Origin of the sequence: Pseudomonas sp. R2-60-08W (genome assembly GCF_003852335.1) — a bacterium.
Lineage (GTDB): Bacteria > Pseudomonadota > Gammaproteobacteria > Pseudomonadales > Pseudomonadaceae > Aquipseudomonas.
In genome coordinates this window covers 2,334,014-2,346,730 of record NZ_CP027731.1, presented here as the reverse complement: position 1 = coordinate 2,346,730, position 12,717 = coordinate 2,334,014, and the positions used below count along the sequence as shown (strand labels likewise).

Genomic DNA, 12,717 nt, shown 5'->3' with positions numbered 1-12,717 from the left:
AAGCAGACCCTCACGCATTCAGGGTGAACAACATGTGCGGCGCGATTGCCAGGGCAATCGGCGCGCCGACGGCGTACAGGTGGTTGTCGCTGCTGTCCACCAGCAGCGGTTGCGGGCCGCCCACGTCCACCAGCAAGCGGCTTTGCGCGCCCTGGAAAAACTGTGCGAGCAGATGGCCGTGCAGGTGCCCTTCGCTCTCCATCACCCGCAGGTGTTCGGGGCGGCAGTACACCGTGGTGGGTTGACTGGCCGTGTGCCACGGCAGCACACCGCCGCTCACCTTCAAGCCATGGACCGACTGGTCCAGCACGTGAAAGGCATTCAGGTTGCCGACAAAACCGGCGACAAACGCATTCGCCGGTTTCTGGTAAATGTCCCGCGGGCTGGCCAGTTGCGCGACGCGGCCGTGCTCCATCACCAGGATGCGATCACCCAGGGCCATGGCTTCGCCCTGGTCGTGGGTGACGAACACCGAGGTGATGCCCAGGCCACGCAGCAGTTCATTCAGCTCACTGCGCAGGCGCTCACGCAGTTGCGCATCGAGGGCTGCCAGCGGTTCATCCAGCAACAGGACCTTCGGGCGCGGCGCCAGGGCACGGGCCAGGGCCACGCGTTGACGCTGGCCACCGGACAATTCGTGGATGCTGCGCTTGCCATGCTGTTGCAGGCCCACCAGCTCCAGCAATTCGTCGCAGCGCTTGTTGCGCGCAAGCGGCGACATCCCGCGAATCTTCAAGCCGTAGACGATATTGCCGGCCACATCCAGGTTGGGAAACAGCGCGTAATTCTGGAACACCATGCCCACGTCGCGACGCTCGATGGGCAGGCGCGTGACGTCGTCGTCGCCGAAAAACACCTGGCCCACATCCGGGCGCTCCAGCCCGGCGATCAGGCGCAAGGTGGTGGTTTTGCCACAGCCCGATGGACCAAGAATCGCCAGGGTTTCGCCGCCTTCGACGGTCAGGTCCAGGTCATGCACGGCCACGGTGCCGTCGGCGAATGCCTTGCGACAGCCTTGCAGGCGGATAGTGATAGCGGTCATCGACGCTCTCCACGGGATAAACGGGCACTGATGGCCTGCAATGCAATCAGCAGCGGCACGATCATCAGCAAAAAGATAAGGGTATAGGCGCTGGCGATTTCCAGGCGCGCCGAGGCGTAGCTGTCGGCCAGGCCGACCGGCAAGGTCTTGGTCATCGGCGTGTGCAGCATCCAGGTCAGGTTGAACTCACCCAGGGATAAGGTGACCACCATCAGCACACCCGCCAGAATCCCTGCCCGGCTGTTAGGCACCACCACGCTGAAAAAGCGTTTGATGGGCCCGGCGCCAAGGCTGGCCGCCGCCTCTTCCAGCACCGGCAGATGCTGGCGCTGCATCACCGCCATCACCGGGCGCACCAGGAACGGTAAGGTGAACAGCACATGGCCCACCAGGATGAACAACCAACTGCTGCGAAACGTGCCGAACTGGCCGTAGGTGAGCAGCAAGGCCAGCGCACTGGCCAGGCCCGGCATCGCCACCGGCAGCACCATCAGTTCCTCGAAGGCGCGGCTGAAGCGGTTGTTCATGCGCACCAGGGCGTAGGCCGCCGGCACGCCGATCACGCAGACGCACACCGCGCAGGCCAGGGCCAGTTGCAGCGACAGCCACACGGTCGGCGAATAGGCCTGCCATACCTGCACCAGCCAATCGAAAGTCAGTCCACTGGACATGCCGACAAAGAAATTGCGCGTCAACCCGGCCAGCAACGACATCAGCACCGGCACCAACATGAACGCGCACACCAGCAAGGTGAACAGCAGTTGAATCACAAACAGCGCTGAACGCTTCACAGGACAGTCCCCGCGTTTTTCACCAGGCATCGCGTGAGCAACAACACCGCCCAGGTCACCACGCCAAGCACCACCGACAACGCGGCGGCGACGGCAAAGTTGGCGTAGTTGGTGAACACGTTGTAGATCGCCACCGGGGTGACGTTCAGCCGCGTGCCCAAGGTAAAGGCCGTGCCGAAGGCGCCCATGGACGTGGCAAAACAGATCGCCCCGCACGACGCCAGCGCCGGCGCCAGGCCCGGCACGATCACGTCGCAGACCACGCGCCAATGCCCGGCGCCCAGCGAATGCGCGGCTTCTTCCAGGCTACGGTCGAGGCTTTCGCAGGCCGCCATCACCGTGAGGATTACGCGTGGAATCGAGAAATACAGGTAGCCGACAAACAACCCGGCCAGCGAATAGGCAAAGATCCAGCGTTCACCGGCCAATTGCAGGCCGAGCGACGCCAGCAGCCCCTGGCGCCCGGCCAACAGGATAACCAGGAAGCCCACCACCACCCCGGGAAACGCCAGGGGAAACGTGAGCAAGGCCACCAACGCCGAGCGCCCGAAAAACCGCTGGCGCGCGAGAAACACGCCGCTGATGCCGCCAATCAACAACGCCGTAAACGTCACGACAATGGCCAGCACACAGGTCTGCGCCAGGCTGCCCAGGTACTGCGCGCTGCTGAGCACCTGCCAATAGCCGCTGCCGTGGCTGTCGCGGCTTTCGCCGCCGAGCACGATCAAGTGCGCCAGCGGCAGCAGCCAGAATGCGAACAGCACCGCAAAGGCCGGGGCCAGCGCCCAGGCCGCACGTTTTGCCGATGTGGCCACTTACTTGACCTCGTTCAGATAACGGGCCGCGAAGGCTTCCTGCACGGCGGCCATTTTCTGGTAGTCCACCACGCCGGCGCGCGCATAGTCGCTGTCGGGCAGGAACTGCGCGGCGACCTCAGCCGGCATCTGCACCGGGCGTACCGGACGCAAGTAAGCGTTGGCCCAGAGTGCCTGGCCTTCGTCCGACAGCACGAAGTCCAGCACCTTTTCGCCATTGGCGCGGTGCGGCGCATTGGCCACCAGGCTCATCACGTAGGGCACGCTGATGCTGCCCTCTTTGGGGATCACGAAGGCGACGTTGGCGTTGTCCTTATAGCGGGCGCGGTAGGCGTTGAAGTCGTAGTCCACCAGGATCGGCAATTCGCCGGACAGCACCCGCGCATAGGCGGTCTGCTTGGGCACGATGGGCGCGTTTTTCGCCAGTTTCTGGAAGTAGTCGATGGCCGGGGCGAAGTTGTCCAAGTCGCCGCCCATCGCGCGGTTGATCGCCACAGCAGAGACGTAACCAACAAAGGCGCTGGACGGGTCCAGGTAGCCGACCATGCCTTTGTATTGAGGTTTGAGCAGGTCGGCCCAGCTTTGCGGCACCGGCAGGCCACCCAATGCATCGACGTTGACCATGATGCCCAAGGTGCCGGAGTGAATTGCGAACCACTGGCCCGCCGGGTCTTTCAGGCCGGCGGGGATCTGCTCCCAGCCCTTGGGTTTGTAGCCGTCGACCACGCCGGCTTTTTGCGCCTGCAGGCCAAAGGTCACCCCGTAGTACACCACGTCGGCGACGGGTGCGGCCTTTTCGGCCACCAGTTGCGCCAGCGACTGGCCGGAGTTCTTGTTATCCAGCGGCACTTGCACGCCGGTGCTGGCGGCAATGGCCTTGAGCTGGGTGCCCCAGTCGGCCCAGTCCGGCGGGCAGTTGTAGCAAATTGCGGTGTCGGCGGCCTGGGCCAGGCTGGCCGTACCACACAGCAGCACGGCGGCCAGGGTTTTACGCAATGCGCGCATCAAGGGATTCCTCGTGGGGTTGAGTGCTTTCGCCCGGCCGGATATGGCAAGGCAGGCAATGGGAAATCGGGGCGTTGCCGGCGATCTGCGCCAGCAATTGGTCAATCACTGTGCTGGCGAGCAGCGCGATGGGCTGCACCACGCTGCACAGGGTTGGGTGCATTTGGGTGCCGAGGTCAATGCCGTCAAAGCCCATCACCGAGAGTTGCTCGGGTACGTGCCAGGCGTTGCGACGCAGTTCGGCGATCAGGCTGATGGCGAGGAAGTCGTTGGAACACACCAGTGCCGTGGGCGCCTCGGGGCCTTCGAGGTACGGCTCGATGGCGACGAATTCAGCCTGGGTGTGCGCGGGCATTTCGATCACCGGGCGGCTCTTGAGGCCGTAGGCTTGCATCGCGTCGCAGTAACCGGCGTAACGCAGGCGCGCACGGTCGGACTGCAACGCGGGGCCCGCAACCATGCTGATGCGCCGGTGCCCTGCTTCCAGCAGATAGCGGGTGGCCACGGCCATGCCGGCGCGGTTGTCGACCGACACGGCGCTGTAGCTGGGGTTGCTCGGTTGGTGGTAGGCCAGCACGAACGGGGTCTGTTCGCTGGCAAGGCTGTTGAGCACGCTGTTGCTCTCGGCATCGGTGACCGTCAGTACCAGGCCGTCGACACGTTGGCGCAGCAGTTCTTCCACCACCATGCTTTCGCGTTCAGCGCTGTAGTCGGTGGTCGCCAACACCAGGCTGTAGCCGCGCAACCGCGCCGCACGTTCCATGGCCTGGAACTGTTCGGCGAACACCGGATTGAGCAAGTTGGGCACCACCACGCCAATCAACCGGGTGGTTTGCAGGCGCAGTTGGCGACCGAGCAAGTTGGGCCGAAAGCCCAACTCACGGGCAGCGGCAAACACCTGCTCGCGGGTGGCCGGGCGCACCTGGTCGGGGGAGGCAAATGTGCGGGCGGCAGTGGCGCGGGATACGCCAGCCAGCTGCGCAACGTCTTTCAGGTCAGTCATTGTCACTCGCTTGAGATCGATCTCATTGGCGAGGACAGTAACGGGGGAATGTGGCAGGAAGGTGGTGGGAAGATGACGGTTTGATGTCAGTGAAGCCCTGCTACACAGCGTTGATCGTTCCCACGCTCTGCGTGGGAACGCCGCCTGGACGCTCTGCGTCCCGCTTGTGAGGTGACGCGGAGCGTCATGGGATGCATTCCCACGCAGAGCGTGGGAACGATCAGTAGTCATACTCAGTGGTTAAGATCGTAAAACCGGCACAGCAAAATCCGCCGGCTAACCTTTCGATCTGATCCAAGTGCGGGCACAATGCGTGTCCTTTTTTGGCAGGCACCGCCGCAGGCTCTCAAAAATGATCAAAACGCCGTACTACCTCATCGATAAACAGAAGCTTCTGGTCAACATGCAGAAGATTGCCTACGTGCGCGAGCAGTCCGGCGCCAAGGCTCTGCTGGCGCTCAAGTGCTTTGCCACCTGGTCGGTGTTCGACCTGATGCAGCAATACATGGACGGCACCACCTCGTCGTCGCTGTATGAGTTGAAGCTCGGCCGCCAGAAGTTCGACGGTGAAGCGCACGCCTACAGCGTGGCCTGGGCCGACGATGAAATCGAAGAGATGCTGGATAACTGCGACAAGATCATCTTCAACTCCATCAGCCAACTGCAGCGTTTTGCCGAACGTTCCGAAGGCAAGACCCGTGGCCTGCGCGTCAACCCACAGGTAAGCAGCTCCGATTACCTGCTGGCCGACCCGGCGCGTCCGTTCAGCCGCCTGGGCGAGTGGGACCCGGTGAAGATCGACGGCGTGATCGATCAAATCTCCGGTTTCATGTTCCACAACAACTGCGAGAACGGCGATTTCAGCCTGTTCGACAGCATGCTCGGCACCATCGAAGAACGCTTCGGCGCGCTGCTGCACAAGGTCAAGTGGGTCAGCCTCGGCGGCGGCATCCATTTCACCGGTGAAGGCTATGCGTTGGATGCGTTTTGCGCACGGTTGAAGGCATTCTCCGAGAAGTACGGCGTGCAGGTGTACCTGGAGCCCGGCGAAGCGGCGATCACCAACAGCGCGTCCCTGGAAGTCACCGTGCTCGACACGCTCTACAACGGTAAAAACCTCGCCGTGGTCGACAGCTCCATCGAAGCCCACCTGCTGGACCTGCTGATCTACCGCCTCAACGCCAAGCTGGCGCCGAGCGAGGGTGAGCATACCTATATGGTGTGCGGCAAATCCTGCCTGGCCGGCGACATCTTCGGCGAGTATCAATTTGATCGTCCGCTGGCCATCGGCGATCGGCTGTCGTTCATCGACACCGCTGGTTACACCATGGTCAAGAAAAACTGGTTCAACGGCCTGAAAATGCCGTCCATCGTAGTGAAACAACTCGACGGTACAGTCGAAGTGGTTCGTGAATTTGGTTACGACGACTACCTGTCCAGCCTTTCGTAAGCTGGCGGATATAGGAGAAATAAAGCAATTGAAAAAGAACGTTCTTATCATTGGTGCAGGAGGTGTCGCCAAGGTGGTGGCCCACAAGTGCGCGCAGCACAACGACGAACTCGGTCGTATTGCTATCGCGTCGCGCAACATCTCCAAATGCCAGGCCATCATCGACAGCGTCAAGGCCAAGGGTAGCCTCAAGGTACCCGCCGACATCCAGGCCTTCGCGCTGAACGCTCTGGACGTGGAAGCGACCAAAGCCCTGATCCGCGAGACCGACTCGCAGATCGTCATCAACGTGGGTTCCGCGTTTCTCAACATGTCGGTGCTGCGTGCCTGCATCGATACGGGCGTGGCTTACCTCGACACCGCCATCCACGAAGAGCCGGGCAAGGTCTGCGAGACCCCGCCGTGGTACGGCAACTACGAATGGAACCACCTGGAAGAATGCAAACAGAAGAACATCACGGCCATCCTTGGCGTGGGCTTCGACCCGGGTGTCGTCAACGCGTACGCCGCGCTGGCGCAGCAACAGCATTTCGACCGCATTGATTCGATCGACATTCTCGACGTCAATGCCGGCTCCCACGGCAAATACTTCGCCACCAATTTCGACCCGGAAATCAACTTCCGCGAGTTCACCGGACAGGTGTGGAGCTGGCAGAACAGCCAGTGGACCAGCAACACCATGTTCGAAGTCAAACGCACCGACGACCTGCCGGTAGTCGGTTCGCAGAACCTCTACCTCACCGGCCACGATGAAGTGCACTCGCTGTCGAAAAACCTCGACGTGCCCAATGTGCGTTTCTGGATGAGCTTCGGTGAACACTACATCAACGTATTCACCGTACTGAAAAACCTCGGCCTGCTTTCCGAGAAGCCCGTCAAAACCGCTGAAGGCCTGGAAGTGGTGCCGTTGAAAGTGGTCAAGGCGGTACTGCCCGACCCGTCATCGCTCGCACCGGGCTATACCGGCAAAACCTGCATTGGTGACCTGGTCAAAGGCACCCAAAACGGCCAGCCGCGCGAGATGTTCATCTACAACGTGGCTGATCACGAAGAAGCCTTTGCCGAGACCGACAGCCAAGGCATCTCGTACACCGCAGGCGTCCCACCGGTAGCCGCTGCGCTGCTGGTGGCGCGCGGCGAGTGGGATGTGAAACACATGGCCAACGTCGAGGAACTGCCGGCTGAGCCGTTCCTCAAAGCGCTGGACGTGATGGGCTTGCCGACTCGGATCAAAGACGAGCACGGTGATCGGGCCTGGGATGCGATTGCCTGACCGGCGATAGCTGACCGAAAAAAAAATGCGCCCGATTGGGCGCATTTTTTTTGGAGCAGGGTAAACCTTACCTCGACACCGGCATCGCAAACTCCGCGCCCTGCTCGATGCTCTCCGACCAACGCTGCATGATCGATTTCTGCTTGGTGTAAAAACGCACGCCCTCGGTGCCATAGGCATGCATGTCGCCAAACAGGCTTTTTTTCCAGCCACCAAACCCATGCCAGGCCATTGGCACCGGAATCGGAACGTTGATGCCGACCATGCCCACTTCGATGCGCCGCGCAAATTCGCGGGCAATGTTGCCGTCGCGGGTGAAGCAGCTGACGCCGTTGCCGAACTCGTGGTCGTTGACCAGTTTCACTGCGGCGGCGAAATCATCCACACGTACACAGGCCAGCACCGGGCCGAAGATTTCTTCGCGGTAGATGCTCATGTCTCGGGTCACATGGTCGAACAAGGTAGCGCCGAGCCAGAAACCGTTTTCCAGGCCGGGCTCGGAGGGTACATAGTCGCGGCCATCAAGCAGCAGTTGCGCACCGGCTTGAACGCCTTGCTCGATATAGCCGCTGATCCGCTCCAGGGCAGCGCGGGACACGATCGGGCCCATTTCGGCCTTGAGATCGCGGCCATCGGTAATGCGCAGTTGCTTGGCGCGTTCGGTCAAGGCAGCGATGACCTTGTCACCCACATCGCCCACCAGCACCGCCACCGAGATTGCCATGCAACGCTCGCCGGCACTGCCGTAGGCGGCGCCCATCAGGGCGTCGACGGTGCGCTCGATATCCGCGTCGGGCATCACCACCATATGGTTTTTCGCGCCGCCCAGGCCTTGCACGCGTTTGCCGTTACGCGCACCGCTTTCGTAGATGTACTGGGCAATCGGCGTGGAACCGACAAAGCTCACGGCCTTGACGTCCGGGTGTTCGATCAGCGCGTCCACCGCTTCCTTGTCGCCCTGCACCACATTGAACACGCCCTTGGGCAGGCCCGCTTCGCGCAGCAGCTCGGCCATGAACAACGAGGCGCTCGGGTCGGTGGGGCTGGGCTTGAGAATGAAGGTATTACCCGCCGCAATCGCGATCGGGTACATCCACATGGGCACCATCACCGGGAAGTTGAACGGCGTGACGCCGGCCACCACGCCCAGCGGCTGGCGCATTGTCCAGTTGTCCATGCCACGGGAAACCTGGTCGGAATGTTCGCCCTTGAGCAGGTTGGGAATGCCGCAGGCGAATTCGAGGATGTCGATACCCCGGTCGACTTCGCCCTGGGCATCGGTAAACACCTTGCCGTGTTCGGCGACGATAATGCGCGCCAGGTCGTCCTTGCGCTCACGCAGCAGGTGCAGGTATTGAAACAGCACACGGGCGCGGCGGATCGGCGGGGTGTCGGCCCAGTCGGCAAAGGCGGCCTGGGCGGCGTCGACGGCTTCGGCCACGGTCTGGCGGCTGGCCAGGGCCACGCGCGCGGTGACTGCGCCGGTGGCCGGGTTGTAGACGTCCTGATAGCGATCATCGCGGCTCACGCGCTGGTCATTGATGTAGTGCTCAAGGGTAATCGGCATGGCAGGCGATCCAGGTGGTTGGCGTTGGTACACACCTTAGGCTTTCGCTTTGTTCCGAACCAGAGCAGAATCCTGAACTTATTGTGCATTCTGGCGAACAATATCCCCATGGAAAAAGCTGAGATCGAAGGGCTGTGGACTCACATCCATTGGCTGTCAGTGCTGGAAGAACACGGCACCTACACCGCCGCTGCCGCGCGCCTTGGGGTGAGCAAGTCGGCGGTGAGCCAGCGGATTTCCGACCTGGAAAAAGCCACCGGCACCCGCCTGGTGACGCGCACCACGCGCAGCGTACGGCTGACCGATGCGGGGCTGTCGTTGACCCGCGAGGTGCGCAGCGCCTATGAACACATCGCCCGCAGTTTCTCTGCGGTGCGTGACCTGGCCGGCGAAGTGCGTGGCCTGGTGCGGCTGACCGCGCCGGTGGCGTTCGCTCGGCAACAGCTGGTGCCGCATCTGCCGCAATTCCTGCAGCAATACCCGCAGGTGCGCATCCAGCTGGACGTGTCCGACGCCTTAAGTTCACTGGCCGCCGAAGGTTACGACCTGGCCGTGCGCCATGGTTTCCAGATACCCGAGACCCATGTGGCCTGGAAGCTCTGCGACACCGCCTCGGTGCTGGTCGCCACCCGCGATTACCTGCAGCGCCATGGCGAACCCCGCGAGCCGGGTGACCTGTCGGCGCACAACTGTCTGTTTTACCCACGGGGCGCCGACCAGCCGGCCTGGACCTTCGAACGCGGCAGCAAACACCTCGAACGCCTGACCGTGCCCATCGCCGGCAGCTTCGCCACCAACAACAGCGAAGCCCTGCGCGACGCGGCGCTCAATCACTTGGGCATCGCCCTGCTGCCGGATTTCAGCGCCCATGCGGCGCTGGCCGAGGGCAAGCTGGTGCAGGTATTGAAGGGGTGGACGCTCAAGGGCGCATTTGCCGATGAAATCTACCTGATCCGCCCCTACTCGCCCCATGTGCCGAAGGCAGTGAACGCGCTGGTAGGTTTTTTAAAGGCGCAGCTGGCGGGAGGGTTTCGATTCGACGGCTGAGGCGGCGCACAAAAAAAGGCCCGGCGACGCAAGCGGATGCGTCACCGGGCAAAGCGAAGCGACCGGCTTCAGAAACGTGGCTTGACGGTTTTCCACTGCGGTTGATAGCGCTGCATCTGTTTCACATCGTCACGCTGGCGGATACCGCAACTGAGGTATTGGTCATGCAGCTTGCCCAACTGATCGTGGTCCAGCTCCAGGCCCAGCCCCGGCGCGCGGGTGATGCTCACGCAGCCGTCGACGATGGGCAGCTTGCCGCCCTTGATCACTTCTTCGTCTGGCTCCTGCCATGGGTAATGCGTATCGCAGGCATAGTCGAGGTTGGGCACCGACGCCGCGACGTGGGCCATGGCCATCAGGCTGATGCCCAGGTGTGAGTTGGAGTGCATCGACACGCCCAAGCCGAAGGTGTGGCACATTTTCGCCAGCACCTGGGTGTCGCGCAGGCCACCCCAGTAATGATGGTCCGCCAGCACGATCTGCACGCTGTTCAACGCCACGCTGCGGCGGAACTCGTCAAAATCGGTGACCACCATATTGGTCGCCAGGGGCAAGCCGGTTCGCTTGTGCAGCTCGGCCATGCCCTCCAGGCCGGGGGTCGGGTCTTCGTAATATTGCAGGTCATCGCCGAGCAGTTCGGCCATGCGAATCGAGGTCTCCAGGGACCAGTTAGCGTTCGGGTCGATACGCAGCGGCACACCGGGAAAGGCCTTTTTCAGCGCCTTGATGCAGCGCACTTCATGCCCGGGTTCCAGTGCGCCGGCCTTGAGCTTGATGCTTTTGAAACCGTAGGTCTCGAGCATGCGTCGGGCCTGGGCAACGATCTGCACTTCAGTCAGGGCTTCGCCCCAGCTGTCGGGCTTGTAGGGCGAATCGATGTGTTCGGCGTATTTGAAAAACAGGTAGGCGCTGAACGGGATCTGGTCACGGATCGCGCCGCCGAGCAGGTCCACCAGCGGTACATTCAGCGAATGCGCCTGCAGGTCGAGAAACGCCACTTCGAACGCCGAATAGGCATTGCTCACGGCTTTGCTGGCATGGGAGCCCGGCGCCAGTTCCGCACCGGCCACGCTCAGCGGTTTATGCGCGGCCACGGTGGCCTGCACGATAGCGCGCAGGCCATTGAGGTTGAACGGGTCCAGGCCGATCAGCTGTTGCTGTACCTGTTGCTGGATCGCCAGTGCCGGGGCATCGCCATAGCTTTCGCCGAGGCCGATGTAGCCGGTGTCACTTTCAATCTCGATGATCGAGCGCAGCGCGAAAGGCTCGTGGATACCGCTGGCGTTCAACAGCGGCGGGTCGCGAAAGGCAATCGGGGTGACGGTGACGCGGATAATTTTCAAGAGACGGCTCCCTGTGGATCTGAAGACAAAGCGTGAGGCGCGGTGGATGGGTTGGACGGTGTACCGCCACGCGGTGCGGTGCGGGCAAAGAACACCACCACCGCCGCCACCAGCGAAGTGGCGGCCAGGCCGTAGAGCCCGCCCTCGATGGACCCGGTGGTCTGCTCCAGCAAACCGAAGGTAGTAGGCGCGACGAACCCGCCCAGGTTGCCCACCGAATTGATCAAGGCAATCACCGCCGCCGCGATCCGCGCATCCAGGTAGCCCTGGGGAATCGGCCAGAACAGCGCCGACGCGGCCTTGAAGCCAATCGCGGCAAAACAGATGGCGACAAACGCAAACACCGGCCCGCCCAGGGTAGACATGAACATGCCGAACGCCGCGATCACCAGCATCAGCGACACCCAGGCTTGCTGGTGCTTCCACTTGCTGGCCAGCGCCGCGAAGCCGTACATGGCGACGATGGAAATCAACCACGGAATGGCATTGAACAAGCCCACCTGGAAGTCACCCAGATTGCCCATTTTCTTGATCATGCTCGGCAGCCAGAAGGTGGCGCCGTAGATGGTCAGGGCGATGGAGAAGTAGATAAAGCAGAACAGCGCGATCTGTTTGTCGGCCAACAGCTTGAACATCGACGGCCGCACGCACTGGCTCGCCTCGCGCGCCTGCTGCTCCAGCGCAATGGCACTGACCAGCGCGTGTTTTTCCTCGTCACTGAGCCACTTGGCCTGATGGGGATGGGACTGCAACCAGAACCACACAAACCCGCAGAGCACGATGGAGGCGAAGCCTTCGATCAGGAACATCCATTGCCAGCCATGCAGGCTCAACCCGCTGACATTCAGCAGCGCGCCCGACACCGGCCCGGAGATCACCGAGGCAATGGCCGAACCGCTGAGGAAAACCGCCATGGCCTTGCCGCGCTCGCTGGCCGGCAGCCACTGGGTGAAGTAGTAGATGATGCCGGGAAAGAACCCGGCTTCGGCCGCGCCGAGCACAAAGCGCAACACATAGAAACTGGTTTCCCCCTGCACAAAGGCCATGCCCATCGCGGCGGCGCCCCAGGTGAACATGATGCGCGTCAGCCAGGCACGCGCGCCGTAGCGTTGCAGCAGCAAATTGGACGGCACTTCGAAAATCGCATAGCCAATGAAGAACAGCCCGGCACCCAAGCCATAGGCCGCCGCGCCAATGCCCAGGTCGGTTTCCATATGGCTGCGCACGAAGCCGATATTGACCCGATCGATGTAGTTGACGATGAACATCACCACGAACAGCGGCAGGACATGGCGCTTGACCTTGGCGGCAGCGCGGGCGAGCACGCTCGGGTCTGGCAGATTCTGAAGGGTATCCACGGGCAACTCCCAGTCATTGTTTT

11 protein-coding genes are annotated in these 12,717 nt (G+C 62.1%); 3 read left to right on the top strand and 8 right to left on the bottom strand.

Features of this window, described 5'->3' with window-relative positions:
• Positions 1–10: 10 nt before the first annotated feature.
• The 5 genes from C4J90_RS10840 to C4J90_RS10820 are packed head-to-tail and all read right to left on the bottom strand — an operon-like array spanning position 11 to position 4,656.
• Positions 11–1,042 carry an ABC transporter ATP-binding protein gene (locus C4J90_RS10840; protein WP_124419742.1) on the bottom strand — a complete coding sequence of 344 codons (1,032 nt, stop codon included), beginning with the start codon at positions 1,040–1,042 and terminating at the stop codon, positions 11–13.
• Entirely contained in the window at positions 1,039–1,833 is a 795-nt protein-coding gene (locus C4J90_RS10835) for an ABC transporter permease (protein ID WP_124419741.1), read from the bottom strand. Before C4J90_RS10835 ends, C4J90_RS10840 begins: the two co-directional genes overlap by 4 nt.
• A complete protein-coding gene (locus tag C4J90_RS10830) occupies positions 1,830–2,648 on the bottom strand; it encodes an iron ABC transporter permease (protein ID WP_124362374.1) in 819 nt (272 codons plus the stop codon). The genes C4J90_RS10835 and C4J90_RS10830 overlap by 4 nt, the downstream gene beginning before the upstream one ends.
• The gene (locus C4J90_RS10825; RefSeq protein ID WP_124419740.1) at positions 2,649–3,653 is read right to left on the bottom strand and encodes an ABC transporter substrate-binding protein; all 1,005 of its coding nucleotides are present in this window, start codon (positions 3,651–3,653) and stop codon (positions 2,649–2,651) included.
• Entirely contained in the window at positions 3,637–4,656 is a 1,020-nt protein-coding gene (locus C4J90_RS10820) for a LacI family DNA-binding transcriptional regulator (protein ID WP_124419739.1), read from the bottom strand. Before C4J90_RS10820 ends, C4J90_RS10825 begins: the two co-directional genes overlap by 17 nt.
• 352 nt (positions 4,657–5,008) lie before the next feature.
• On the opposite strand from C4J90_RS10820, the gene C4J90_RS10815 reads away from it, so the two are divergent.
• Positions 5,009–6,106, top strand: coding sequence for a carboxynorspermidine decarboxylase (locus tag C4J90_RS10815; RefSeq protein ID WP_124409552.1), 1,098 nt, complete (start codon positions 5,009–5,011; stop codon positions 6,104–6,106).
• A gap of 28 nt (positions 6,107–6,134) precedes the next feature.
• Positions 6,135–7,379: a saccharopine dehydrogenase family protein gene (locus C4J90_RS10810; RefSeq protein ID WP_124414395.1), complete on the top strand. Its 1,245-nt coding sequence runs from the start codon at positions 6,135–6,137 to the stop codon at positions 7,377–7,379.
• A gap of 67 nt (positions 7,380–7,446) precedes the next feature.
• Here C4J90_RS10810 and C4J90_RS10805 read toward each other — a convergent pair whose 3' ends face one another.
• Positions 7,447–8,946 carry a CoA-acylating methylmalonate-semialdehyde dehydrogenase gene (locus C4J90_RS10805; RefSeq protein WP_124419738.1) on the bottom strand — a complete coding sequence of 500 codons (1,500 nt, stop codon included), beginning with the start codon at positions 8,944–8,946 and terminating at the stop codon, positions 7,447–7,449.
• A gap of 108 nt (positions 8,947–9,054) precedes the next feature.
• Here C4J90_RS10805 and C4J90_RS10800 point away from each other — a divergent pair, with 108 nt between their 5' ends.
• Positions 9,055–9,993 carry a LysR family transcriptional regulator gene (locus C4J90_RS10800; RefSeq protein WP_124419737.1) on the top strand — a complete coding sequence of 313 codons (939 nt, stop codon included), beginning with the start codon at positions 9,055–9,057 and terminating at the stop codon, positions 9,991–9,993.
• Between the two features lie 68 nt (positions 9,994–10,061).
• On the opposite strand, the gene C4J90_RS10795 is transcribed toward C4J90_RS10800, so the two are convergent.
• Positions 10,062–11,336 carry a glucarate dehydratase family protein gene (locus C4J90_RS10795; protein ID WP_124419736.1) on the bottom strand — a complete coding sequence of 425 codons (1,275 nt, stop codon included), beginning with the start codon at positions 11,334–11,336 and terminating at the stop codon, positions 10,062–10,064.
• On the bottom strand, positions 11,333–12,694 hold the full coding sequence (locus tag C4J90_RS10790; protein ID WP_124419735.1) for an MFS transporter: 1,362 nt from the start codon (positions 12,692–12,694) through the stop codon (positions 11,333–11,335). Before C4J90_RS10790 ends, C4J90_RS10795 begins: the two co-directional genes overlap by 4 nt.
• Positions 12,695–12,717: the final 23 nt, after the last annotated feature.